Annotated in this window: 25 protein-coding genes; 15 read left to right on the forward strand and 10 right to left on the reverse strand. The window is 47.8% G+C overall.

Going from position 1 to position 24,014, the window contains the following annotated elements; all coding sequences use genetic code 11:
* Nucleotides 1-17: 17 nt before the first annotated feature.
* The 5 genes from leuS to AAKU61_RS07625 form a co-directional block, all read right to left on the reverse strand.
* Entirely contained in the window at nucleotides 18-2,699 is a 2,682-nt protein-coding gene (gene leuS / locus AAKU61_RS07605; protein ID WP_354331027.1) for a leucine--tRNA ligase, read from the reverse strand.
* A gap of 92 nt (nucleotides 2,700-2,791) precedes the next feature.
* Nucleotides 2,792-3,241, reverse strand: a complete 450-nt coding sequence (locus AAKU61_RS07610; protein ID WP_354331029.1) for an ExbD/TolR family protein — start codon at nucleotides 3,239-3,241, stop codon at nucleotides 2,792-2,794.
* A 76-nt stretch (nucleotides 3,242-3,317) separates the two neighbouring features.
* On the reverse strand, nucleotides 3,318-3,986 hold the full coding sequence (locus tag AAKU61_RS07615) for a MotA/TolQ/ExbB proton channel family protein (protein ID WP_354331031.1): 669 nt from the start codon (nucleotides 3,984-3,986) through the stop codon (nucleotides 3,318-3,320).
* A 94-nt stretch (nucleotides 3,987-4,080) separates the two neighbouring features.
* Nucleotides 4,081-4,896 carry a 4-hydroxy-tetrahydrodipicolinate reductase gene (gene dapB, locus AAKU61_RS07620; RefSeq protein WP_354331033.1) on the reverse strand — a complete coding sequence of 272 codons (816 nt, stop codon included), beginning with the start codon at nucleotides 4,894-4,896 and terminating at the stop codon, nucleotides 4,081-4,083.
* A gap of 13 nt (nucleotides 4,897-4,909) precedes the next feature.
* Nucleotides 4,910-5,515, reverse strand: a complete 606-nt coding sequence (locus AAKU61_RS07625; RefSeq protein ID WP_322121396.1) for an outer membrane protein assembly factor BamE — start codon at nucleotides 5,513-5,515, stop codon at nucleotides 4,910-4,912.
* A gap of 349 nt (nucleotides 5,516-5,864) precedes the next feature.
* On the opposite strand from AAKU61_RS07625, the gene fur reads away from it, so the two are divergent.
* Complete coding sequence (gene fur, locus AAKU61_RS07630; RefSeq protein ID WP_322121395.1) at nucleotides 5,865-6,302, forward strand: ferric iron uptake transcriptional regulator; 438 nt, start codon at nucleotides 5,865-5,867, stop codon at nucleotides 6,300-6,302.
* A 54-nt stretch (nucleotides 6,303-6,356) separates the two neighbouring features.
* Here fur and AAKU61_RS07635 read toward each other — a convergent pair whose 3' ends face one another.
* Nucleotides 6,357-6,776, reverse strand: coding sequence for a response regulator (locus tag AAKU61_RS07635; protein WP_354331035.1), 420 nt, complete (start codon nucleotides 6,774-6,776; stop codon nucleotides 6,357-6,359).
* A 39-nt stretch (nucleotides 6,777-6,815) separates the two neighbouring features.
* Nucleotides 6,816-7,835, reverse strand: coding sequence for a heat-inducible transcriptional repressor HrcA (gene hrcA, locus AAKU61_RS07640; RefSeq protein WP_354331037.1), 1,020 nt, complete (start codon nucleotides 7,833-7,835; stop codon nucleotides 6,816-6,818).
* Nucleotides 7,836-8,284: 449 nt separating this feature from the next.
* On the opposite strand from hrcA, the gene AAKU61_RS07645 reads away from it, so the two are divergent.
* The 10 genes from AAKU61_RS07645 (at nucleotide 8,285) to AAKU61_RS07690 (ending at nucleotide 15,921) form a co-directional block, all read left to right on the forward strand.
* Entirely contained in the window at nucleotides 8,285-8,656 is a 372-nt protein-coding gene (locus AAKU61_RS07645) for an ArsR/SmtB family transcription factor (RefSeq protein ID WP_354331039.1), read from the forward strand.
* On the forward strand, nucleotides 8,653-9,393 hold the full coding sequence (locus AAKU61_RS07650; protein ID WP_354331041.1) for an aquaporin: 741 nt from the start codon (nucleotides 8,653-8,655) through the stop codon (nucleotides 9,391-9,393). Before AAKU61_RS07645 ends, AAKU61_RS07650 begins: the two co-directional genes overlap by 4 nt.
* 80 nt (nucleotides 9,394-9,473) lie before the next feature.
* Complete coding sequence (gene arsC, locus AAKU61_RS07655; protein WP_354331043.1) at nucleotides 9,474-9,911, forward strand: arsenate reductase (glutaredoxin); 438 nt, start codon at nucleotides 9,474-9,476, stop codon at nucleotides 9,909-9,911.
* Nucleotides 9,880-10,614, forward strand: a complete 735-nt coding sequence (arsH, locus tag AAKU61_RS07660; protein WP_354331156.1) for an arsenical resistance protein ArsH — start codon at nucleotides 9,880-9,882, stop codon at nucleotides 10,612-10,614. The genes arsC and arsH overlap by 32 nt, the downstream gene beginning before the upstream one ends.
* A gap of 292 nt (nucleotides 10,615-10,906) precedes the next feature.
* Nucleotides 10,907-11,350: a hypothetical protein gene (locus AAKU61_RS07665; protein WP_354331045.1), complete on the forward strand. Its 444-nt coding sequence runs from the start codon at nucleotides 10,907-10,909 to the stop codon at nucleotides 11,348-11,350.
* A 160-nt stretch (nucleotides 11,351-11,510) separates the two neighbouring features.
* Complete coding sequence (locus AAKU61_RS07670; RefSeq protein WP_354331047.1) at nucleotides 11,511-12,029, forward strand: hypothetical protein; 519 nt, start codon at nucleotides 11,511-11,513, stop codon at nucleotides 12,027-12,029.
* A gap of 6 nt (nucleotides 12,030-12,035) precedes the next feature.
* Complete coding sequence (locus AAKU61_RS07675; RefSeq protein ID WP_354331049.1) at nucleotides 12,036-13,019, forward strand: TolC family protein; 984 nt, start codon at nucleotides 12,036-12,038, stop codon at nucleotides 13,017-13,019.
* A 9-nt stretch (nucleotides 13,020-13,028) separates the two neighbouring features.
* Entirely contained in the window at nucleotides 13,029-14,468 is a 1,440-nt protein-coding gene (locus AAKU61_RS07680) for a multicopper oxidase family protein (RefSeq protein WP_354331051.1), read from the forward strand.
* Between the two features lie 70 nt (nucleotides 14,469-14,538).
* Nucleotides 14,539-14,913, forward strand: a complete 375-nt coding sequence (locus tag AAKU61_RS07685) for a copper resistance CopC family protein (RefSeq protein WP_354331052.1) — start codon at nucleotides 14,539-14,541, stop codon at nucleotides 14,911-14,913.
* On the forward strand, nucleotides 14,914-15,921 hold the full coding sequence (locus tag AAKU61_RS07690; protein ID WP_354331054.1) for a CopD family protein: 1,008 nt from the start codon (nucleotides 14,914-14,916) through the stop codon (nucleotides 15,919-15,921).
* A 156-nt stretch (nucleotides 15,922-16,077) separates the two neighbouring features.
* Here the strand turns inward: AAKU61_RS07690 and AAKU61_RS07695 are convergent, their stop codons facing one another.
* Complete coding sequence (locus AAKU61_RS07695) at nucleotides 16,078-16,773, reverse strand: HAD family hydrolase (RefSeq protein WP_354331056.1); 696 nt, start codon at nucleotides 16,771-16,773, stop codon at nucleotides 16,078-16,080.
* Nucleotides 16,774-16,925: 152 nt separating this feature from the next.
* Here AAKU61_RS07695 and AAKU61_RS07700 point away from each other — a divergent pair, with 152 nt between their 5' ends.
* From AAKU61_RS07700 to AAKU61_RS07715, 4 genes are all read left to right on the forward strand, one after another.
* Nucleotides 16,926-17,819 (forward strand): NAD kinase, encoded by an 894-nt coding sequence (locus tag AAKU61_RS07700; RefSeq protein WP_322121382.1) that lies wholly within the window; start codon nucleotides 16,926-16,928, stop codon nucleotides 17,817-17,819.
* Nucleotides 17,820-17,918: 99 nt separating this feature from the next.
* Complete coding sequence (gene recN / locus AAKU61_RS07705; RefSeq protein ID WP_354331058.1) at nucleotides 17,919-19,565, forward strand: DNA repair protein RecN; 1,647 nt, start codon at nucleotides 17,919-17,921, stop codon at nucleotides 19,563-19,565.
* A gap of 23 nt (nucleotides 19,566-19,588) precedes the next feature.
* A complete protein-coding gene (gene hemH / locus AAKU61_RS07710; protein ID WP_322121380.1) occupies nucleotides 19,589-20,695 on the forward strand; it encodes a ferrochelatase in 1,107 nt (368 codons plus the stop codon).
* On the forward strand, nucleotides 20,692-21,555 hold the full coding sequence (locus AAKU61_RS07715; RefSeq protein WP_354331060.1) for a symmetrical bis(5'-nucleosyl)-tetraphosphatase: 864 nt from the start codon (nucleotides 20,692-20,694) through the stop codon (nucleotides 21,553-21,555). Before hemH ends, AAKU61_RS07715 begins: the two co-directional genes overlap by 4 nt.
* 207 nt (nucleotides 21,556-21,762) lie before the next feature.
* Here AAKU61_RS07715 and AAKU61_RS07720 read toward each other — a convergent pair whose 3' ends face one another.
* Together AAKU61_RS07720 and AAKU61_RS07725 are read right to left on the reverse strand one after the other, a co-directional pair.
* Nucleotides 21,763-22,590 (reverse strand): SAM-dependent methyltransferase, encoded by an 828-nt coding sequence (locus AAKU61_RS07720; RefSeq protein ID WP_354331062.1) that lies wholly within the window; start codon nucleotides 22,588-22,590, stop codon nucleotides 21,763-21,765.
* Between the two features lie 35 nt (nucleotides 22,591-22,625).
* Nucleotides 22,626-23,987, reverse strand: a complete 1,362-nt coding sequence (locus AAKU61_RS07725) for a tetratricopeptide repeat-containing diguanylate cyclase (protein WP_354331064.1) — start codon at nucleotides 23,985-23,987, stop codon at nucleotides 22,626-22,628.
* Nucleotides 23,988-24,014 lie beyond the last annotated feature (27 nt).

A 24,014-nucleotide genomic window follows, 5' to 3' on the forward strand; every position in this document is an offset into this window, starting at 1 on the left:
AAAATTACCCGTCTATATTAAGGAACGATATTGACTAATTTACCCGGTACGATAATGATCTTTTTCGGCGTACCCTCAACAAAACGTTGCACACTCTCATTCGCCAAGGCTAAAGCTTCTATCGTCGCTTTATTCGCATCTTTGGCTACCGTGATACTACCGCGCAGCTTGCCGTTGACCTGGATCATCATTTCGATTTCTGTTTGTACCAGAGCCGCTTCGTCGACTTGGGGCCAAGGCGTATTGAGAATATCGGTGAAAGCGGCGGCATAACCCAACTCTTCCCACAAGACATGGGTCAAGTGCGGGCATGCCGGATATAAAACACGCAACAAGACACCAAAGGCTTCACTCAAAACCGCTGCATGACCAGCACCTTCTTGCTTAAAGGCTTCGATCGTATTCAATAATTTCATCGCGCCGGACACGACCGTGTTGTATTGCATACGTTCGTAGTCATAGCTTACCTGGCGCAAGATCATATGTACTTCGCGGCGTAGCGTTTTGCTGTCAGCACTTAAGTCCGAACTCAAGTCAGTACCGACTGAACTTGCAGGGTGCAATAATTCAGCATTTTTAAAACCGAAAGTCCAGACCCGGCGCAAGAAGCGATGCGCACCCTCAACACCAGAGTCATTCCACTCCAAGGTCTGCTCAGGTGGCGAGGCAAACATCACAAACAAACGTGCTGTATCTGCACCGTATTGATTAATGAGTTCTTGCGGATCGACACCATTACTCTTGGATTTAGACATGGTGGTCATCTCGTATTCGAGCGCCGAACCATCTGATTTCAAAGTCCCACCGGTGATCTGACCTTGCTCATTGGTGATGACGTTGACTTCTTCTTCCCAGAAATAATTCTTGCCTGCGCCTTCCGGTTTTTGGAAAAACGCGCCCTTCAAGACCATGCCTTGCGTCAACAATTTGGCGAACGGTTCGTGCGCATCGATCAGCTTCAGGTCACGCATGACCTTGGTCCAGAAGCGCGCATACAGCAAATGCAAAATCGCGTGTTCGATACCACCGATGTATTGATCCATCGGCATCCAGTATTTACTACCTTCCGCAACCATGGCCTGGTCGTTGCTGGCGTCGCAATAACGCATGAAATACCAAGAACTATCAACGAAGGTATCCATGGTGTCCGTTTCTCGTTTAGCTGGCTTGCCGCAACTTGGGCAATCAACATGCAAGAAATCTAAGCGTTTATTTAGCGGATTGCCTGAGCCATCAGGAATGCAATCTTCTGGTAACACAAGGGGTAAATCTTTTTCCGGTACTGGCACCACACCACAAGCATCGCAATGGATAATAGGGATAGGCGTACCCCAATAACGTTGACGGCTGATGCCCCAGTCACGTAAACGCCAGGTAGTTTTCTTTTCGCCTAATTCTTTGGCTGACATTAATTCGGCGACTTTGCTGACCGCCTGTCTACAGGTCAATCCATTTAGGTCAACGTTAGAGTCTCCGCTATTAATGGTCAAGCCACGTTGCTTGTCGCCATACCATTCTGCCCATGCATCGGTGGAGTAGGTTTCACCTTCTACAGCGACTACTTGTTTAATCGGCAGATTATATTTTTTCGCAAAAATAAAGTCCCGCTCGTCATGCGCAGGCACGCCCATGACCGCGCCATCGCCGTAACTCATCAACACATAGTTACCGACCCAAACTTCAACTTGCGCGCCTGTCAACGGATGCGTGACGAACAGTCCCGTTGGCTGCCCTTCTTTTTCACGCACTGCAACTTCTGCTTCGGTCGTACCGCCTTTTTTGCATTCTTCGATGAAGGCAGCGAGTCCGGGATTACTGGCAGCAGCATGAATTGCCAACGGATGTTCCGGTGCCACCGCACAAAAGGTCACGCCCATGATGGTATCGGCACGGGTCGTAAACACGTACATCTTGCCGTCCTGAATCAACGCGCCGGTGGCGTCCTTGATGTCATGTGTGAAGGCAAAACGTACACCTTCGGATTTACCTATCCAGTTTTCCTGCATCAGGCGCACGCGCTCTGGCCAGCCGGACAGGTAATTCGGATCTTCCGGATTGGCGACTGCAGACAGCAATTCTTCCGCGTAGTCGGTGATGTTCAGGTAGTAGCCAGGGATTTCACGCTTCTCGACCAGGGCGCCGGAGCGCCAGCCGCGCCCGTCGATCACCTGCTCATTGGCAAGCACGGTCTGGTCAATCGGATCCCAGTTCACTACTTGCGTACGGCGTTCGCAAATGCCAGCTTCCAGCATTTTCAGGAACAACCATTGATTCCATTTGTAATATTCAGGCGAGCAAGTTGCGACTTCGCGTGACCAGTCAATCGCCAGACCCATGGCTTGCATCTGGGTCTTCATGTAGGCGATATTGTCGTAGGTCCATTTGGCAGGCGGCACCTTGTTTTTGATCGCGGCGTTCTCTGCCGGCAAACCAAAAGCATCCCAGCCCATCGGCATCAGAACGTTGTAACCATTCATGCGCAATTGACGCGCCAGCATGTCGTTGATAGTGTAATTGCGCACGTGCCCCATGTGCAATTTACCTGATGGATAAGGCAGCATAGAACAAGCGTAGTACTTCCCTTTTGGAAAACGTGGATCGTTCTCCACCGCTTTGTAAGCGTCTATTTTTTTCCAATGGGATTGCGCAGATTGCTCAATGTCGGCTGGTTTATAAACTGAGCTGTATTTTTCTTGCATGGCGGGCTATATTTTCTAAATGCGAGGGTATCTTTTGAACCTTTGATTATAACTGGTTCAGGTGGCATCCTGATTAAGGATAGTGCTGTAGATTACTTTTGATCGAGTGGTTGGCCTGGCTGCTTAGTCACAAAACCAATTTTGCCCAAACCTTGTTCTTGAGCTGCAGCCATCACTTGGGCAATGATCTCGTAGCGAGTTGCTTTATCTGCACGCAATTGCAATTCTGGCTGCGGTAATTTTTGTGCTGCTTTTGCTAATTTTACGTTTAAATCTGTAAAAGTAATGACCTGTTTATCCCAATATAAAACGCCTTGAGAGTCAAATGAGATAGTGATGTTGTTTGACAATTGGGGGGCCGTATTTGATTTTGCAGTAGGTAATTCAAGCTTGATAGCTTGTGTCATCAAAGGGGCGGTAATGATAAAAATCACCAGCAATACCAACATGACATCCACCATCGGTGTGACATTGATATCCGCCATAGCAGCCGGTGTTTTTGCTGCCGAGTCACTTGCCTGATTGAATTTACCGAAGGCCATAATGCGTTGAGATTTTTATTTACTACGTTGGTAAGCTTGTGGTTGGTTTGTTGCTGACGTTAGCCGAGTTGCGCTCTTATCCGCGCGGACTAAGGTGTGCATGCAGATCATGCGCAAAAGCATCTAGCTCTGCCATGGTAATACGGTTCATACGGTTAAAAGCGTTATAGGCCAATACTGCGGGAATTGCCACCATCAAACCCAATGCCGTCATGATTAATGCCTCGCCGACCGGACCAGCTACTTGCGCGATCTGCACAGCACCATTATTTGCAATCGTCGTCAGCACATGAAAAATGCCCCACACCGTGCCGAGCAAACCGACAAAAGGTGCGGTCGCCCCGATGGAGGCCAAAATGCTTAAACCAGATTCCAGTTTGACCGTAACACGGTTTAATTCTTGTCGCAAAACCCGGGTAAGAATGTCGCTTAAAGCAGAATTAGTGTTAAGTCCTGCGCTAGCGCGTGCTGGTTCTGTAGAGAGTTTCAGGTCCGCAGCCGCCATACTTTTTCTCGCCAGAGAAGCATAGATGTCTTCGCTATCAGCATGACTGATCAGGCTAAGCGCGTCATTGATGTTTGGCGCTTTCCAAAAAGACTCAACAACTGGCGCGGTTTTGCGTACGCGCCAAAACGACCAGGTTTTATAAAAAATAATGAACCAGCTAACGAGAGACATTGCCATCAAAAAATAAGCTACTGCGTGGCTTATTTCATCAACTTGTGACCAGTAATCAAAAATCATAGGGCTCGTTAGAGAAATCGTTGGTGAATGAATTAGCGAATGAGTTGGTAAATGAATTAGTAAATAAGTATGAGCTTTGTGATTTCTGTATTTTCTAAACTACTGAATTCAAACCCAGAACATCAAACATATCGTATAAACCAGTTTTCTTATCAGCCAAAAACCGTGCTGCGCGCAAACTGCCATGGGCGTAATTAATCCTGCTAGAAGATTTATGGCTAATTTCTACCCGCTCACCAATCCCTGCGAACATCACTGTATGGTCGCCGACAATATCGCCGCCACGAATGGTGGCAAAGCCGATCGAAGAAGGGTCACGTTCGCCTGTAACGCCTTCACGCGCGAACACGCCGACTTCGTTCAAATCACGACCTAATGTACTTGCGATGACTTCGCCCATTTTTAATGCGGTACCGGAGGGCGCATCAACTTTATGACGGTGGTGCGCTTCGATAATTTCTATATCGTAGCCTTGCGCAAAATTCTTGGCTGCCATTTCTAACAACTTCAACATCACATTCACGCCGACACTCATGTTCGGCGCAAATACAATCGCCGTTTTTTGCGCTGCAGCAGCAATCGCTGCTTTACCTTCGTCATCAAAACCAGTCGTACCAATAACCATTTTAATGCCATGTTCCGCACAGTAAGCCAGATGCGTTAAGGTGCCTTCAGTACGGGTAAAGTCGATCAGACAATCAGCATCTGCCAAAGCCGTCGACAAATCAGACTCAATTAAAACGCCAACTGGCTTGCCTAAACTGGCACCGGCATCAGCACCCAAAGCAGGCGATCCAGGCAAATCCAGTGCGCCGACCAGTGCAACATCATCTGCCGCAGTGATGGTCTCGATCAACATTTTACCCATGCGACCAGATGCACCAGTCACGGCGATTTTTAATACTGTCATCGGAATACCTTGATTATTTTTTCTTATCTTTATCCGTCGTCAGGATAGAAGATTCAGCTCTTACACCAATTGCAGAAGTCGTAATATTGGCTAAGTAGTCTTTTTCATTGGGCAAATTACCCCCCTCAAAACGTTGCACAGTATTGTTCTTAAAAAATACCGCCACACGGCTGGTGAGTAATTCGCCGTTAGGCTTTAATAAACGGAACGGGTAGTCCCAGCGGTCTTCGTGGAACATATCGGTCAATAATGCCGTGCCCAGCAAAAACCGGACTTGCTCACGGGTCATGCCTTCTTTGAGTTGCGATACCATCTCTTGCGAGACAAAGTTACCTTGCTGAATCGTAATCCGGTAAGGCGAGATATAACCTAAAAATTTGGATACGCCAGTTGGCGTCGTTTTTTGTGCGCCATCAGCAGAATTGAGTTTGGCGCCGTCTTTATTACCAGCATCCGTCACAGCGGAGTCAGTGGAACTAGGGAGCTTGGTCACTGGCGGTGTATCCACCATAGGATTGAGCATAGCGCAGCCAGAGACACCAACTACACCAAACGCCAAAGCGAGAGCAGTCAAGCCTTGCGCGGTACCTCGGGATACTTCAGAAAACAACAATCGCATAAATAACCTCAATGTGATGTGCAACGGTGTACAGTTTGCAAAAAATAATTAATTCAAACAGCTTATATCAATCTTACTTACCAATTTATTACGTTTAACTTTGGCGTTACTTGGGTAGTAACTTAGGTAGTAACTTAAGTGAGAGCCTACACAAGAACACAAATACAGCGCGAGATAATCTTAGGACAACGCAGCATAATGAAATTACTCAATGATGCAAGCTTAATATACGTCGATTAAAACCCCAAAAAACCACCCTGAAATTACGCCGGGATTATGCTGAGATTCACTTTGAGTTAAGCTCTAAACCCGATATCATAAAGCAGATACACTCTTTTTGACCGAAAACATGACGAATACCACTCCCAACCTCAAATCCAGCGGCCTGAAAGCGACTTTGCCAAGGCTGAAAATTTTAGAAATTTTCCAAAGTAGCCCAGTTCGCCATCTGACAGCGGAAGATGTTTATAAAATTCTGCTGAATGAAAATATGGATGTCGGTTTAGCGACGGTATATCGGGTTTTAACGCAGTTCGAACAAGCCGGATTGTTAAATCGCAATCATTTTGAAACCGGCAAAGCCATCTTTGAACTAAACGAAGGTTCGCATCATGACCATTTGGTCTGTTTGGACTGCGGTTTGGTAGAAGAGTTCTATGACGAGCAAATTGAGAAGCAACAACATGCCGTTGCACTGGAGCGTGGCTTTACTATTGCCGAACATTCGCTAGCGATGTATGGTCATTGCACCAAACAAAATTGCGAACACAGAAATCGCAAATCATAAAAAATGAGAACACAAGTATCAGCTTCTACTGATATTTACTGATCAAATTCGTACTCAAACGTCGCCACTGGTATTTTCGCTGCTAGCACTTTGCTTACGAATTTTTTCTACTACCCCTGCCACTGCATCAATCACTCGCTGTGAATTAAAAGGTTTTACGATATAGCCGTGAATACCGGCTTTAACAGCCTCCGTCACCGTGGCTTGATCTTTATTCGCAGTCACCATCAAAATCATCGCATTTGGCAATGCTTCCTTCATTTTTGGCAATATTTCTAAGCCGCCGATTTTAGGCATAACTACATCCAATAGAATAATTTGCGGATTGAGTTTGATCGCCATTTCCAAACCCGACCCACCATCAGAAGCATCGCCAACGACGTTATAACCCTCGCTGCGCAGTACTACCCGTAAAACCTCACGGGTCATATCATTGTCGTCAACAATTAAAACAGAGATATTTTTGTTGTTCATAACAACCTCATTATTTGGAATTTGGATACTGGATATCGGCTACTGACTTAGCGCATTTGAGAGTAGCTTTGCAGTAATATCAACAATAGGAATAACACGTTCATAAGCCATACGAGTTGGCCCTATCACCCCAAGCGTGCCGACAATTTTACCGTTCACGCCATAAGGCGCAGTGACAATACTCATTTCATCCATCGGTACGAGTTGCGATTCGCCTCCGATAAAAATTTGTACCCCGGTCGCTTTACTAGACACATCCAGCAATTGCATCAGCCCGGTTTTTTGCTCGAACATATCAAACAACTTACGCAAAGAAGTCATATTATTCGACAAGTCCTGCACATTGAGCAAATTGCGCTCGCCTGAAATCACAACCTCGTCCGACTGATCTGACATCGCATCACTGCCTGCTTCGACCGCCGCTTGCATCAGGCGCGTCATATCGTTTTGCAATTGGCGTAATTCAGTATTGATACGTAAGCGAGCATCTTCAAAACTCAATCCACCAAAATTTTGATTCAGATAATTCGCGGCATGCACCAATTGCGAGGAGTTGTAATCAACATCGGTCAGCAGCAAGCGGTTATGCACTTCGCCATTGGGCGCGACCACGACTAGCAAAATCCGCTTTTCAGATAAGCGTAAAAACTCGACTTGCTGAAATGTTGATTCATGCCGCGGGGTCATGACTACACCTGCAAATTGCGATAGCGACGACAACACCTGAGCCGCGTTAGAAATAATTTTTTGTGGGGAATTAGAAAACACACTCGCTTGCATACGCGACTCCAGCGCAGTGCCATCAAATTCCTGCACGGTCAGTAGTTTGTCCACAAATACGCGGTACCCGCGCGGGGTCGGAATCCGTCCAGCAGACGTATGCGGGCTGGCGACAAAGCCCATTTCTTCCAGATCTGCCATCACATTACGAATGGTGGCAGGAGACAACTCCAATCCAGAAATTTTTGAAAGCGCCCGCGAACCCACCGGCTGACCATCAGCGATGTAGCGTTCTACCAGAGCTTTAAGTAATGTTTGTGCGCGAATATCGAGTTGCATGTTTGTATTCTATGCGAGCGTTGTAATCAATGACATACAAATATAAACCCATATTCGCTTGCAATGAAGCAAGGTTTTTATTATTTGGTGCTTTTAATGCAATTCTCAAACCTTTCTTCGATACATCTTCAGAAAATCTGCTTACTTTAATATTTCAATTAATATAGAATTATCGAAATAAGATAGAAAATTAAACCCAGATTTCCCATTGGAACAGCGGCAAGTGCGCCTTTGGCGGACTGACTGGCTAGACGCGACGACGACGCAAGCTGCATCTTGCTAGGAGGAGCAACAACGCCAGGCAGTTCGCCAAAGGGGCAATTGTCGCTGTAGCGCTCGCACTCAAATCGCGGTGGTGTTATCCCTCTGAAGACCGCACGCCGTCTGCGTTTTTTGCGAAGTGGTAGCGGTCTGATGGAAAATCTAGGTTAAAACAAGGGGAATTAAATATGGAAACTAAACAAGCTGTTAGCGCCCTCGCCGCGATTGCCCAAGATTCCCGCCTGGCGATCTTCCGCTTGCTAGTCCAAAGTGGTCCCAGCGGCGTCATCGCCAGCAAAATCAGCGAACTCCTTGGCATTGCGCCATCGTCTTTATCCTTTCATCTAAAAGAGCTGATGCATGCCGGTTTGATTACGGTGCAACAAGATGGGAGATTTATGATTTACGCCGCCAATTTTACGGTGATGAATGATCTGATCGGCTTTTTGACGGAAAACTGTTGTGGCGGAAATCCTTGCTCTCCAAACGCGACCTGCGCACCGGTGGATCAGCAAGTCACCGAGCGAGAGAATAATCACGGCAGTACTGCAAACCTATGACCCAAATCTCCGCTAATAATCGGATCAAAGCGAACTTATCCCGACGTCTGGTCGCCGAAGGTCTGGGTACGGCGTTTTTGCTCGCGATTGTGATCGGCTCTGGCATCATGGCCGAACGCTTGTCCGCTGGCAATATTGCAATCGCTCTGCTGGCGAATGCGATAGCGACCGGGACTGGTTTAGTTGCCTTGATTTTGATGTTTGGCGCGGTCTCCGGTGCGCATTTTAATCCGGTAGTCAGCCTATCCGAAGCATGGCAAAAAAATTTGCCCTCATCAGAATTGTTAGCTTATATCGCCGTTCAAATTGTTGGGGCATTTGCGGGTGTGGCAGCTGCACATTACATGTTTGATGATCCATTATTTTTTGCATCAACACATGTACGAACCGGTGCTGGCCAGTGGTGGAGTGAGTTTGTTGCGACTTTTGGCTTAATTGCCACCATCATCGGCTGCTCGCGCAGCAAGCCAAGTTTGACGCCATTTGCCGTCGCCACTTACATCACAGCAGCATATTGGTTCACCTCCTCGACATCGTTTGCCAATCCAGCAGTAACTCTAGCGCGCGCCTCCAGCAATACCTTTGCAGGAATCAGACCGGCAGATACGCCGGGCTTTATCGCTGCCCAGTTGCTAGGTGCGGCCGCTGCGACTTTACTATTTTGCTGGCTTTATCCAGCACCGCTGTCAGAAGTAAAAAGCATAGCAAGCAAGCTTGCGCCCAACGATTTTGCTTAAATCATTCCGGCTACTCTCAATATTTTTTAAGCTAACTATTACTTAATTACTTAATTACTTAATTACCTAGGCGGACCTCCATGACGATCACGATTTATCACAATCCCAAATGCGGCACCTCGCGCAATACGCTGGCATTAATCCGCAATACTGGTGTCGAGCCGGCGGTCATTGAATACCTGATCACGCCGCCAAGTCGCGATAAATTGCTGGAGTTAATTACGGCCATGGGCATCCCGGTTCGTGGCTTGCTACGACAAAAAGGGACGCCGTACGAAGAGCTCAAATTGGACGACAGCAAATGGACTGACGATGAGCTAATCAACTTTATGCTGACGCATCCCATCCTGATCGACCGCCCGATTGTCGTAAGCCCGATGGGGACGAAACTATGCAGACCGTCGGAACTGGTGCTAGATATTTTACCGTTACCGCAACTGGGTGAATTCGTCAAAGAAGATGGCGAAAAAGTGATCGAATTGATTGATAACGAGGTTCGCCGTGTCCAAGCTAAATGATCTGCCTAATCTAGATCAGGACTTATTTGCAGTACCTGACAATACACAGTTAAGACCCGCAGCGCCTACCACACATGCGCCGCGTTTTTTGCTGCTGTATGGTTCGCTACGCGAGCGCTCGTATAGCAAATTACTGACGCTGGAGGCGGCTCGTTTGTTAGAAGCGATGGGCGGTGAGGTACGCGTGTTCGATCCACAAGGTTTGCCTTTGCCGGACGGCGCGCCGGAGGATCATCCCAAAGTCAAAGAGTTACGTGATTTATCTTTGTGGGCGGAAGGCATGGTCTGGTGCTCGCCAGAACGCCATGGCGCGATGACCGGGATTATGAAAGCGCAGATAGACTGGATTCCTCTGTCAATCGGCGCTGTGCGTCCGACACAGGGTAAAACGCTGGCAGTCATGGAAGTTTCCGGCGGATCGCAATCGTTCAATGCTGTCAATCAGTTGCGCATTTTGGGTCGCTGGATGCGAATGCTGACGATACCCAATCAATCATCAGTCGCCAAAGCATTTTTAGAATTCGATGATGCGGGACGGATGAAGCCATCAGCGTATTACGACCGTGTGGTGGATGTGATGGAAGAGTTGATGAAGTTCACAATGCTGACACGCGATGTCGCACCGTATCTGGTGGATCGATACAGCGAACGTAAAGAGAGTGCCGAGGCTTTGTCCAAACGTGTGAACCAAGGATCGATATAAATACCGATTAGAAAACGTGACGTCCATCTGAATTAACCGACATACGGCGAGATCACCCAGCACTACATTCTTACGTAAAAAAATATACTCCCCCTATTTTTTATAAAATATCTCTTATTGTCCAGACTTTATATGGACACTTCATATATACATATGACAGTATATTAATAACCCATAGGCAATTGTGTAGCGGACTGAGATCAAAACGTAGATCAAAACAGAAACCAAATGGAATCGCATCAACACTGGTGCGATGTCTGCTAGCGTGTTTTCCCGCTATAATCGTCGACATATGAAAAAGCCCGTCAGACTATTCTTATTATGGATATTGATAATTGCGATCCCGCTGCAAGGGTTCGCGGCGGCCTCTATGCTGATGTGCGGCAGTCAGCATCATATGAACCCATCACACCCAATGCAACAGCACGCAAGTCCATCAAATCAGCGAGTCATGCATGATGAAATGCATCACGATATGCTGAGCGATCAGGTGAACAATACAGTGAGTAATGCAGCTAGCAATAATAGCCATAGCCACCACAGTAGCGACACCAATCTATCGGTCAAGCATAAATGCAGTGCCTGCGCCGCTTGCTGTGTCGGTGCTGTGATTCTGAGTGATGCGATCAAACCGCAAGTCAATGCAGCAGCATCTGAATGTATCGCTTTTCAAACCATCTCCCACGTTGGATTTATTACCAACGGTCCAGAACGCCCTCCTCGATTTTTCGCTTAAGCAGTGTCTTGTCGCGTCCGCAATTTGTCATTGCGGTCATACAGTGTCAGCACTCGCATGCTGCAAGCCCAAAACTATAAGCCATAGTTAATCTACTTTTTTCTGTCTCCATCAATGGGAATTTCTACCATTCGCTGGATGACTAACCAAGAGGTATCGCATGAATTACCTAAAATCGTCCTATGCATATTGGGACATTATTTATCTATTACCAAAGCGATCGCGCCGCTACATAAAACTCTGCTCGGCATTTACGGCGTGCATCATGCTCTCTGCCTGCGCCTCATTTAGCCAGGACGGTGGCTTCGCTGTTGTACAACAAACAGCTACCGACAAACTGCATAAAAACGTGCAGTGGATTAAAAGTGATGTAGACCGGCAGCAAGTCAACGACCGCAATAAAGAATTACTCGCTCAAGCATTAACGGTTGACGCAGCAGTGCAACTCGCGCTGCTGAATAACAAAGGCTTGCAGGCCTCATTTGATACGTTGGGCATTGCTGAATCTGATCTGGTACAGGCAGGTCGCATGAGCAATCCTGGTTTCAGCTTTAGCCGCTTGCGACGCGGTGATGAAGTGGAATTTGATCGGGGCATCAGCTTCAATATTGCCCGCTTGATTGCGATGCCACTCACGAACAAAATGGAGCGTCATCGCTTTGAACAAACCCAGCGTTAGGTCATGATGGATATGCTGAACCTGGTGGCAGAAACCCGTAAAGCCTACTTCATTGCGGTGGCAGCAGAAGAGTCCGTACGCTATCTTCAACAAGTCAAAAGATCTGCCGAAGCCGGCGCAGAACTGGCCAAGCGCATGAAAGCAGCGGGCAACTTTAATGCCCTGCAAGAGGCGCGTGAACTCAGCTTTTATTCCGACACAGCGTTGAATCTGGCGCGTGCTGATCAAGCCCGCATCCGCAGTCGCGAGCGTTTGATTCGCCTGCTTGGAATAGATCAATTCAGTGAGGAAAATACTGGCGTAACGAGTTTCAAACTACCTGAGCGCTTACCTGATCTTCCCGAGTTTTTGGCTCTGACTGATATCAAGACTGAACCGGATGAAGAAGCAACGGTGATCAACAAGCTCGTTGTCCAACGACTGGATGTGCAGGTAGCTAAGCTGAATACGCAGCAGTTAGCAGAGAGTTTGAGCTTGAATAAAGTTACCCGCTTTATCAACGTACTGGAGCTCGGCGGCGTACGAAATACCTCCAACCAACAAGCAACGCAACATGGTTATGAAGTACACCTAGAGTTGCCACTATTTGACTGGGGCACTGCACGCACTGCCAAAGCCGAGGCGCTCTACATGCAGGCAGTCAATCAAGCCAGCCAGACTGCTTTGGAAGCCCGCTCTGAAATTAGGGAAGCCTATGCTAACTATCGCGCCAGTTATGACATCGCCAGGCATTATCGGGATGAGGTCGTTCCCTTAAAAAAACGTATTTCACAAGAGAATCAACTCCGCTATAACGGCATGTTTATCAGCGTATTTGATCTGCTGGCCGATGCGCGCTCACAAATTACCAGCGTCAATAGCGCGATCGATGCGCTCAAAGATTTTTGGCTTGCACAAGCAGACCTGGAGATGAGCATGACTGGCAAGCCCAGCATGACTTCATCACAATCCACAATGATCTCTGTCTCCGGTTCTGCCGCAGAACACTAAGGAATTATTATGACCAATCGTCGACATTTTTTAAGTGGTATGGGTACGATGGCTGGCGCTGTGGCAGGCACCATCGCCGCCGCAGTTACCGGCGCTTCTGTGAGCAAAGTGGCCATGGCCGCATTGCCCGAACCAGCCACACAAATCACACCAGATACCATGCCGCCACTACACCCGACTACGGGCAGGCCCTACAACCCGGTGGTGACACTCAATGGATGGACACTGCCTTGGCGGATGAATCAGGGTGTCAAAGAATTCCATCTAGTCGCAGAGCCAGTCGTACGTGAAATGGCACCCGGCTTTAAAGCACATCTATGGGGTTATAACGGTCAATCGCCGGGCCCAACGATCGAAGTCGTTGAAGGCGACCGGGTAAGGATTTTTGTGACGAATCGTTTGCCAGAACATACCAGCGTGCATTGGCATGGGCAACGCCTGCCCAATGGGATGGATGGTGTATCTGGTCTGACCCAGCCGTCAATTCAGCCCGGAAAAACCTTTGTCTATGAGTTTGTGGCACGTCGTCCCGGCACCTTTATGTATCACCCGCATGCCGACGAAATGGTGCAAATGGCGATGGGTATGATGGGATTTTGGATTACCCATCCCAAAACGAAACATCCGTTAATCGATGAGGTTGATCGTGATTTTGTATTTTTGTTGAATGCCTACGACATTGATCCCGGGGCTTATACGCCTAAGATTATGACGATGCTGGATTTTAATTTATGGAGCTGGAATAGCCGGATTTTCCCCGGCATTGATCCCTTGGTCGTACGCAAAAATGACAAGGTGCGGATACGCATCGGCAATCTGACGATGACAAATCATCCGATTCATATCCACGGACATGAGTTCCAGGTCACCGGTACCGATGGCGGAGCGATCCCAAAAACAGCACGCTGGCCTGAAGTCACTACCGATATCGCGGTAGGGCAAATGCGTCAGATCGAATTTATCGCTAATGAAGAAGGTGATTGGGCATTTCATTGCCACAAATCGCATCACACCATGAATGCTATGGGGCATACCGTACCGACCATGATCGGCGTTGATCACGCCAAAGTCGCTAAGGAAATTACCGATTTAATTCCCGCATACATGGCAATGGGCGACAGTGGTATGGCGGATATGGCCCAGATGCAAATGCCACTACCGGATAACACCGCACCGATGATGACGGGCGACGGCCCATTCGGTTCTGTCGATATGGGTGGTATGTTTAGCGTCGTCAAAGTACGTAAAAATCAAGCTGTGGGCGACTATAAAGATCCGGGCTGGTATCAGCATCCCAAAGGTACGGTCGCATTTGAATGGGCGGGCGCGCTACCTGAGGCAAAACGTCTTTCACCAGAAGGGACTCAAGCGGCGCCAGAAAACATCAAGCCTGAAAAAGAGATTGAAGTACAAATCCGTAAGCCTGAGGGACATATGCATCATCCTTAAGGTATCTTGGTTGTCCTCACTTAGTTATCCCTATTTAGTTATCCTTAATCATCCGTCATCAGGACTCAATATGAACTCAAGAAACATCAAAAAATTAGTAGCCACAAGCTTTTTGTTGTTGGCAGGACTTACCTCGCTGCACGCGCATGCGCATGGCAAACTGGAATCGTCATCACCGAAAGCGGCCGAGGTGCTAGATCAGTCACCAAAAGAAATCCGTATCCAGTTTAATGAAAATCTGGAAGAGACATTCAGCAAAATACAATTGCTAGATGCAAAAAAAATCGCGCTGGCTTTAGACAAAAGTATCGTTGATAAAACCAATCCTAAAATCATCTCGGTTGCTGTACCCAACTTGTCCGCAGGAGACTATCAGGTGCAATGGACAGCCATGACGCAAGACGGTCATAAAACCAAAGGCACATTTAGCTTTAAGGTGAAGTAAGTGGCAGAAATAGGAGCAATACAGCATCTGGCTACCTGGGCGTTAAATCTGGCATTTGCGATTATGCTTGGCGCGCTGGCGTCACAAGTCTGGCTTAGCTCTGGGCTTAGCTGGGGAGGCAACCGGAAGAGCCTTGCGGGATTAACAAGGCAACCATCATCCTGGGCACTTACTGCTGCGTCACGCTTGCAGCGCATCCTGACAATCTCAACAATCATCACACTAATCGCCAGTACCGGCGTACTGTGGATAGAAGCTGCAGTTATGGCTGAACTGCCGCTACTAGCATCGTGGGATGCCGGCATCGCACTGGCAACCAGTACCCATTTTGGACACGCTTATTTGGTCGGCGCTTCCGCCTTGGTCATGGTCGTTTTTATCAATATATTCCTATCGAAACTAACGACATCTCATCAACATTTACGGACTCAACAAATCATCCTCGCAATCTGCATCGGAGTATTTGCTTACAGCCGCAGTGTCGTTAGTCATGCGGTGATATCCGGTGATTTCACCTGGTCAGTGATGATCGATTGGGTGCATCTGCTATTGGTCAGCTTATGGGTTGGAGAAGTACTGATCGCGGGATTGAGCGTGCTCGCCAAACCGGTAGGCTCGCTGCAAGATCACCGACGCGATTGCATTAGTTATGTCACTGTACTGTCGCACTCTGCTAGCTGGGGGTTAGTCGGCATTTTTATAACCGGTGGCCTAAACGTATGGCGAGGGCTAGGTGACGTCAACAGTGTCAGCGCAATCACAGACAGTGCGTACGGCATTACTCTGCTACTTAAAATTGCACTGGTAATTGGTGCCGCAGCGCTAGGCGGATATAACCGTTTTTATGTGATGCCTGATTTGCTGCTGGCACTTGCAGCGCCGGATCACGCTCACGCTGGCGCTACACGGCGATTTATTTTGGTATTACGGATAGAGGCATTCGCTTTATTACTGGTCATGTTTGTCGCTGCCGTACTGAGTGCAAGCTCGCCATTATCGGCAGCTTGATTCGCATGCCAAATGAAGCTCCGACGACTAGACGTCGAGCTCCTTGCAAAGGATGACAATAAAATATACTCCTACCCAGCATAAATAAACTGTCCATGCATTATCTGAACAATTTGGTATTTTTTAAAAAAAATTTAGGGAGTATATTGAAATTCATTAAAACATCGCTAGCACATCATGCACACTCGCTACCACGGCATCTGGCTTAATATGTGCATGATGTGGCTTGTCTTGTGCGACTTGGTGGCGGTTCATCCAGACGCCTTGCATACCGGCGCGTTGCGCCCCTTCCACGTCCAATAGCAAATCATCGCCGACATACATCACCTGTTCTGGCGGCAAATCTAAGGCATTGCATGCAGCACTAAAGATTCTTGGATCGGGCTTGGGGCAGCCAAACTTGTGGGCGGCGAGCGAAACTTTGAAATGTGGGGCCAGTCCAATGACATGCAAATCGGCAAAGCCATTAGAAATGGACCCCAGTTCAACCCGTTTGCTCAATGCCTGCAAACCTGGCACCACATCATCATATAAGCTGACTTTATTACGAGCATCGGCAAAGACTGCCATGGCCTCATCTGCCTTTGTCACATCAACTTTAAATTCCAGGAATAACTTCGACAATAAAGCGTGGCGCAGCGACCACAAATCATATTGGAAGCGCGGATTGGTTTTGACCAGTTTTTCACGATAACTGCGCATGCGGTCAATCGAATAATGTTGCGCTACTTCTGGCGTATTAAACATCATCCACTGGTATAAGCTCGCCTCGGCATATTGAATCACTGGTGCGACGGGCCACAAGGTATCGTCTAAATCGAACAGCACCGCTTTAATCTTAGGACTACTCATCTTCGCTTCTCATCTATTTTTGTGATTTTTGCCCGATTCCAACGGATTACAGCGGATCGCAACAGCTTGTCGCTATTTGGAATATCCAAATCGAACGCAATTATGGTCTAATCTGAGTCATTCCGTCATCCGTGCTCACATTACCAACCTTTATGACCTCCTCGTCTAAAACAATCGCACTGATAGGCAAATATAACGCCGCAGGCATTATCGAATCCTTGACTGAGCTAGCCGATTTTTTAGGCCAGGCCGGTCACACTGTCGTATTCGACGAAGAGACTGCACAAAACATCTCGGTGGAAGGCTTTAGCGTGCTGTCGGTACCTGATATCGGAAAAAATGCTGACGCCGCGATTGTCCTCGGTGGCGATGGCACGATGCTAGGGATCGCCCGCCAGCTTGCCCCCTACAATGTGCCGCTAATCGGTATCAATCAGGGACGGCTTGGTTTTATTACCGATATTCCGCTGGATCGCATGCTGCCCGTCATTACAGAAATGCTGGAAGGTAATTACGAATCCGAAAAACGCAGTTTGCTACAAGGTATTGTGATCCGTGACGGCGAGCAGATTTTTAGCGGAATGGCATTTAATGATGTTGTGGTGTCGCGTGGCACCGGCTCTGGCATGGTGGAACTGCGGGTCGATGTCGATCAGCATTTTATGTACAACCAGCGCTCCGACGGTCTGATCGTTTCTACCCCTACAGGCTCAACGGCCTATGCGCTCTCGGCCGGTGGACCATTGTTGCATCCTAGCCTGAGCGGCATTGTGATGGTGCCGATTGCGCCGCATGCCCTGTCCAATCGCCCGATAGTGTTGCCGGACTCCAGCGAGATCGTAATTGAAATCGTCGCCGGACGAGATATCAGCGTCAATTTTGATATGCAATCCTTCGCTAGCCTGATCTACAAAGACAGAATCGTGATCCAGCGATCCGCTCATACAGTCACCTTTTTACATCCAAAAGGCTGGAACTATTACGACACCTTGCGGCAAAAATTGCATTGGAATGAGTACCCGTCAGTAGAGGGCGCTTTACGTTAAAATAGTCAGCGTAAAACGACACCAGCTATCGGTTGATAGCAGCGCATTTTTTGCATTCATTCCACCTCTTGTTATCTCTTTTTTACACCGAATCCCCTTATGCTGCGCACGCTTGCTATCCGTGATTTTGTTATCGTCGATGCGATAGAACTCGATTTTTCTGCTGGTTTCACCGTGTTTACTGGCGAAACCGGCGCTGGTAAATCCATATTGATTGATGCCCTCAGCCTCTCTTTAGGAGGACGTGGCGATGCCAGTATGGTGCGTGAAGGTGCCGCTCGTGCCGATATCTGTGCAGAATTTTCTTTAGACGCCAATTCATCCCTATGGCTGACGGAGCATGACTTTGCTAATGACGACAATCAACTCATTTTGCGTCGGGTGATCGACAACGCCGGTCGCTCCAAAGCCTATATCAACGGCATCACCGCCACCGCAGGACAGTTACGTGAACTGGGCGATTTGTTAGTCGACATTCATGGTCAGCATGCACACCAGTCTTTACTTAAAAGTGATGCGCAACGGGCGCTGCTGGATATGCAAGGTGGCTTGCAAGCATCCGCGCAAGAGGTCGCACAATTATTTAAAACCTGGCGCAATCTGGTCAAACAAAGAGCGGAGTTTGAACGCGACTCCAAAAACGTTTTGCTAGAAAAAGAACGTCTTGAATGGCAAGTTAAAGAACTCGATAAGCTGCAAATCCAGCCTGGCGAGTGGGAAACCATCAGCCATGAACATAGCCGTCTGGCACATGCCGCCAGTCTGCTGGAAGGTGCGCAAGAAGCCGCCGATCTAATCACAGAATCCGATCATCCTATGTTGTCGCAGCTGTCTTCACTACAACAAAAATTATCGAAGTTATTAGATTACGATGCGGCTCTACAACCTGTGATTGATGTACTGGATTCCGCCCGTATCAATTTGCAAGAAACCAGCTATGCATTAAATGATTATCTGAGCCGGATCGAACTTGATCCGGCACGCTTGCGCACGGTAGAAGCGCGGATGGAAATTATTCACTCCACTGCGCGCCGCTTTCATGTGACGCCTGAGACCTTACATTTAGAGTTTGCGACCTTGTCCGAACAGTTGCTTCAATTGGCAGATGCATCAGATATTCAGGCACTCAAAGCGCAGGAAGAAAAAGCGTTTGCCACCTATAAAAAAAATGCACAGCAGTTATCCAAAGCACGTCGTAAGACAGCCCAAGAATTGTCCGCTGCAGTGACAACAGCGATGCAAGATTTGAGTATGAGTGGCGGATCATTTGCGATCGCTTTAATTGAATGCGAACCAGCCAGTTACGGCTTAGAACAAATCGAATTTCAGGTAGCGGGCCATGCCGGCGTACAACCAAGATCGCTGGCGAAGGTAGCATCTGGTGGCGAGCTAGCGCGTATTTCGTTGGCAATCTCGGTCATCACCTCTTGCGCGACTGCCACACCGACACTGATTTTTGATGAGGTGGATAGCGGTATCGGTGGCGGTGTTGCAGAAGTCGTCGGGCGTCTGCTAAAACGTTTAGGGCAAGACCGGCAAGTGCTTTGCGTGACCCATTTACCGCAAGTCGCCAGTCAGGCCAATCAACATTTTGAAGTCAGCAAAAACAGTAATGATGGCAAAACCCATTCGCAGATCGCCAGGCTCGATTCCAAACAACGGGTAGAAGAAATTGCCCGTATGCTAGGCGGACTAGAAATCACCGCTACGACGCGCAAACATGCCAGAGAATTACTGGCATCTTAATTTAAAACACTTTAATAAAAACTATGCGCTTCCTCAAAGAACCAGATCACACCCACGGCAAAATAGGCAAAATCGCTGTTGTCTTAATCAACCTCGGCACACCAGATGCGCCGACGACCTCCGCAGTGCGTCGCTATCTGAAAGAATTTTTATCTGATCCGCGGGTGGTAGAAGTACCTCGCATGATTTGGTGGCTGATTTTAAATTTAATTATTTTGCCATTTCGCTCCAAACAGTCCGCAGCTAAATACGCGTCGATCTGGACCAAGGATGGATCGCCGTTAAAGGTACATACCGAAAAACAGGCCGTACTGTTAAAAGGCTATTTAGGAGAACGTGGACATGAGGTCCATGTGACTCATGCAATGCGCTATGGCTCTCCTAACATCCCGACCGTTTTACAAAAATTAAAAACCGATGGCTATGACCGGATTTTGATTTTACCTGCCTACCCGCAATATTCAGCGACGACAACGGGAGCAAACGCAGATGCAGTTTTTCAGCATTATCAAAAAATTAGAAACATGCCCGAGTTGCGTATGGTCAGAAGTTATCACGACCATGATTCCTACATCCGTGCACTCCGATTCTCGATCATGAACCACTGGCAAAGCTATGGCCGCCCGGACAAACTGGTGATGAGTTTTCATGGATTGCCAAAAGCCTTTTTAATGCGCGGCGATCCCTATCATTGCGAATGCTATAAAACCGCCCGTTTGTTAGCGGAACAGTTAGGTCTGACCAAAGAACAATATGTCGTCACTTTCCAATCACGGCTGGGGCGCGCAGAATGGTTGCAACCTTATACCGCCCCGACAGTAAAAGCGCTGGGGCAACAAGGTACCAAACGTATTGATGTAGTTTGTCCGGGCTTTATCGCGGATTGCCTCGAGACCTTGGAAGAAATCGCGATGGAAGTCCGTGATGAATTTTTACATGCTGGTGGCAAAGAATTTAATTACATTCCCTGCCTGAATGAATCGCCAGAGTGGATGCGCGGGCTAGCAGAAATTACCGAGCAACATCTGATCGGCTGGCCGACGATGATGACGGTCAGTATGCGCGACAAACAAAAACAAGATGCGCAGATTAGCCGCTCAGAATCTAAACGTTTAGGTGCAGAGCATTGACTACCTCAGCCCAATCTAACAAGGTATTTGTCATTGGCGACATCCAGGGTTGCCATGATCAGTTGTTAGAACTGATTGCGCTGATAGACAAAGATGTACCGCAACAAGGCCCGCAGCACGCCCCTGCTCCCCGCTTGTTATTTGCGGGCGATCTGGTCAACCGTGGCCCCAAGTCCCTAGCCACGTTGCGCCTGATTCGTAGTCTTGGTGAACGTGCTGATAGCGTATTGGGCAATCACGATCTGCATTTACTCGCCGTCGCCAACGGAATCCGGAAAGCGCATCGCGACGACACCATTGACGACATCTTAGCCGCACCCGACCGGGAAGAATTATTAAACTGGTTGCGTCATCGACCGCTGGCATTGTTCGAGCAAGATCATCTGCTGATACATGCTGGCGTTTTTCCCGCATGGACAATAGCAGAAACCTTGAACTTAGCACACGAGGTAGAAGCAGTTTTACGTAGCGATGCCTATGTCGATTTTTTGAATCAGATGTATGGCAACACACCCGATCAATGGAGCGATACTCTGCAAGGTGCAGACCGCTACCGCGGCATCGTCAACGCACTGACGCGGATGCGCTTTTGCAGCAGCGATGGACGAATGGATTTTGCCAGCAAAGAGGGTATGGACGACACGCCTGATGGTTATTTCCCTTGGTTTGACGTTCCAGGTCGTCAGACCGCAGGCAAACCAATTGCCTTTGGCCATTGGTCAACACTGGGCTTGATCATTCGTGACGACTTGTTGAGTTTAGACACTGGCTGCGTCTGGGGTGGCAAGCTGACGGCGGTATGCCTGAATGATCACAGCGTAGTGCAAGTCGATTGCCCGCAGCAGCAAAAACCGGGCTAAGGCTAGATGATCTATACGACTTTAATTTAAAAAATATCAAACGGAGTGTCCAATCATTCTGCGGCTTCTGGCACGAAAATGGCCTGCAAGCCGCATTATCATTGGACGATGATTTTAACCGTAGGGTGCGCCATGCGCACCACACTCATCTTTGCTGGTGCGCATGGCGCACCCTACAGTTTTAATTCCATAACGAGGCGATCAAGCTTACGCTGCTTGCTGACTCAATTGACTCGCTTCAGCAATCGCGTTCAACTGATCCACGACCGCCTGATCCAATTGCATCGCCTGTGCTGGTGGAATCACCAGCGTCGTAATTGTTTTGAGCATCGCAGTCGGTAGGTCGCCTAAACGTACTTTATCAATACGCGTCTTTTCCATCGGGTTGGTGGCAGCCTCATACAAAATGACTTCATACTCCAGAGGATAGTAACGAGCCAGTTTATTCACTAGTATTTGTAAATGCGCAGCATTAGTCTCAAACTTCTTCATGCTCAAATCACCCGCTAAGCCAGGCTGCCATAAGATTTGCAGGCAGGTTGTATCAAGCACATGCTGGTAGATCATAAATTGGGTTGTCTCGATGGACTGCATGCCCGTTTTGGCCGGATCAATCCCGATATCTGCCACCAGACAATCCTCTGCAGAAATACCTGGCTCCATCACGGCGCTATAACCCTCGGCTCTGGCATCCGCGATTGCCATGTGAGCGATACAGGCAAAAATACCGGGGTGTCCATAAAACGCCGCACAGACAGTTTTACCGGCACGCACCTGATCCAGAATTGTGTCCGCCATACGGCGATAGGTATCACGACGATCTTTCCCTTCGATCTTCACATCGCTGTAATAGCCGAGCAGGCAGATATATTCTTTAGCGATACCTTGTAGCCATTTGCGGGCAAATAAATTAGGCACGGCGGCAATGACGATATCGCTATGTTCAATATAACTTTGGGCAATCGGCGTGAGTTGTCCGGCCATACGCATGCCCGTGCCGACACAAATTAACTTTCCTTGCTTTTGATTAGACATAAATGATCTTGGTAGAATAAGCGATTGAGGAAGAATCAATAATGAGCAGACACGCAATTGCGCCCCTGCGATTTCGCATGATATAAAGCGCGATCCGCGGCTTCCAGCGTCACTTTAAAAGAGCGCTCAGGTCCTGCAAAAAAACTAGATACACCAAAACTGGCGGATAAATCAAATTGGTGTCCGCTGGTAACAGTATCGATCACGGCAATTGCTGCGCGACAGCGCTCTGCTAACGCCATCGCGGTATCGACTGTGGAATCTGGCATGCAAATCGCAAACTCTTCACCACCGAGCCGGCCTAGCAAATCGACGTCGCGTAGCTGTGCTTGTACTACCTCAGTCACGTTTTTTAAAACCCAATCGCCGGTAGCATGACCATAGGTGTCATTCACCTTTTTAAACAAGTCCATATCAAATAAAATGATACTCATGCCATTGGGATTTTTATCAAATGCTTCAGTAGCGCAATGGATAAAGTGCGTACGGTTAGCTACCTGTGTCAAACCGTCGATCTGAGAAAACTGCCGGAACAGATTTTTTTGCTTCAAGGTCTTCATCAACCAAAACAAGATTGACATCATCAGGCAAGTAATGGCTACCATCAGAAATACCAATACCAAATTATTACGTCTCTCTAATTGCTGTTCAAGCATTAAAGCTTTATTTTTCTCTTCCAATAATACCAACTGATTCGCTTTATCTTTGGAGTCAAACTGAACACGCTGATAAGCGATATTTTTCCGTAATTGCTCATCCAAAATTTTGTCTTTGAGTGCCAGCGACATGTCGTAGTAGTCGAGCGCACTAGCGTATTGACCTTGTGCTCGTTTGATGGCGGACATCGTAGTATTAAGCTTCGCCATCAATTGAATAGACTGGTTAATTTTTGCAAGTTGCAAAGCTCTTAAACTGTAGCTCTCAGCGATATCTAGTTGCCCTGTCTTTAAATAAGCTCTTGATAAAGCTTCTAATAACTTAGAAAAATCGTCTGTACCTTGTTCACTTTTAGAAAAAGCCGCGGCCAGGATTACGCCTTGTCTGATCCCTTGTTGATACGAGCCGGTATCAATCAAATCTACGACCTCATAAACTTGCAAAATCAGAACAATACCTTTTCGTCCGTTGGCATTACAATTATCCAACGCATCTTTCATCGCGGAACGTGCTGCTAATCGGTTGCCACGCTCAAAGTTAATCTGTACTTGATTTGTATAGCCAATACATTTGGCTTGAAAATCCCCCTCTGGACTTGGAATATCCAGCATTCTATTAGCATAGGATAATGCATCGTCATATGCGCGAAGAGACAGCAACAGGCTTGTTGCAGACTGGAGTATGCCTAACTTGGCAGTAAAACGATCTATATGAGGAAGCAATAAAATGCTTTGATTCATCGTATTTAGGGCATTGTCATACTCACC

The organism is Undibacterium sp. GrIS 1.2 (assembly GCF_040544435.1).
In the GTDB taxonomy this organism is placed as follows: Bacteria; Pseudomonadota; Gammaproteobacteria; order Burkholderiales; family Burkholderiaceae_D; genus Undibacterium.

What these genes read in the sequence shown, in the direction of transcription:
- leuS (WP_354331027.1), bottom strand. Translation starts at nt 2,699, where the DNA reads ATGCAAGAAAAATACAGCTCAGTTTATAAACCAGCCGACATTGAGCAA.
- AAKU61_RS07610 (WP_354331029.1), bottom strand. Translation starts at nt 3,241, where the DNA reads ATGGCCTTCGGTAAATTCAATCAGGCAAGTGACTCGGCAGCAAAAACA.
- AAKU61_RS07615 (WP_354331031.1), bottom strand. Translation starts at nt 3,986, where the DNA reads ATGATTTTTGATTACTGGTCACAAGTTGATGAAATAAGCCACGCAGTA.
- dapB (WP_354331033.1), bottom strand. Translation starts at nt 4,896, where the DNA reads ATGACAGTATTAAAAATCGCCGTGACTGGTGCATCTGGTCGCATGGGT.
- AAKU61_RS07625 (WP_322121396.1), bottom strand. Translation starts at nt 5,515, where the DNA reads ATGCGATTGTTGTTTTCTGAAGTATCCCGAGGTACCGCGCAAGGCTTG.
- fur (WP_322121395.1), top strand. Translation starts at nt 5,865, where the DNA reads ATGACGAATACCACTCCCAACCTCAAATCCAGCGGCCTGAAAGCGACT.
- AAKU61_RS07635 (WP_354331035.1), bottom strand. Translation starts at nt 6,776, where the DNA reads ATGAACAACAAAAATATCTCTGTTTTAATTGTTGACGACAATGATATG.
- hrcA (WP_354331037.1), bottom strand. Translation starts at nt 7,835, where the DNA reads ATGCAACTCGATATTCGCGCACAAACATTACTTAAAGCTCTGGTAGAA.
- AAKU61_RS07645 (WP_354331039.1), top strand. Translation starts at nt 8,285, where the DNA reads ATGGAAACTAAACAAGCTGTTAGCGCCCTCGCCGCGATTGCCCAAGAT.
- AAKU61_RS07650 (WP_354331041.1), top strand. Translation starts at nt 8,653, where the DNA reads ATGACCCAAATCTCCGCTAATAATCGGATCAAAGCGAACTTATCCCGA.
- arsC (WP_354331043.1), top strand. Translation starts at nt 9,474, where the DNA reads ATGACGATCACGATTTATCACAATCCCAAATGCGGCACCTCGCGCAAT.
- AAKU61_RS07665 (WP_354331045.1), top strand. Translation starts at nt 10,907, where the DNA reads ATGAAAAAGCCCGTCAGACTATTCTTATTATGGATATTGATAATTGCG.
- AAKU61_RS07670 (WP_354331047.1), top strand. Translation starts at nt 11,511, where the DNA reads ATGAATTACCTAAAATCGTCCTATGCATATTGGGACATTATTTATCTA.
- AAKU61_RS07675 (WP_354331049.1), top strand. Translation starts at nt 12,036, where the DNA reads ATGGATATGCTGAACCTGGTGGCAGAAACCCGTAAAGCCTACTTCATT.
- AAKU61_RS07680 (WP_354331051.1), top strand. Translation starts at nt 13,029, where the DNA reads ATGACCAATCGTCGACATTTTTTAAGTGGTATGGGTACGATGGCTGGC.
- AAKU61_RS07685 (WP_354331052.1), top strand. Translation starts at nt 14,539, where the DNA reads ATGAACTCAAGAAACATCAAAAAATTAGTAGCCACAAGCTTTTTGTTG.
- AAKU61_RS07695 (WP_354331056.1), bottom strand. Translation starts at nt 16,773, where the DNA reads ATGAGTAGTCCTAAGATTAAAGCGGTGCTGTTCGATTTAGACGATACC.
- AAKU61_RS07700 (WP_322121382.1), top strand. Translation starts at nt 16,926, where the DNA reads ATGACCTCCTCGTCTAAAACAATCGCACTGATAGGCAAATATAACGCC.
- recN (WP_354331058.1), top strand. Translation starts at nt 17,919, where the DNA reads ATGCTGCGCACGCTTGCTATCCGTGATTTTGTTATCGTCGATGCGATA.
- hemH (WP_322121380.1), top strand. Translation starts at nt 19,589, where the DNA reads ATGCGCTTCCTCAAAGAACCAGATCACACCCACGGCAAAATAGGCAAA.
- AAKU61_RS07720 (WP_354331062.1), bottom strand. Translation starts at nt 22,590, where the DNA reads ATGTCTAATCAAAAGCAAGGAAAGTTAATTTGTGTCGGCACGGGCATG.
- AAKU61_RS07725 (WP_354331064.1), bottom strand. Translation starts at nt 23,987, where the DNA reads ATGAATCAAAGCATTTTATTGCTTCCTCATATAGATCGTTTTACTGCC.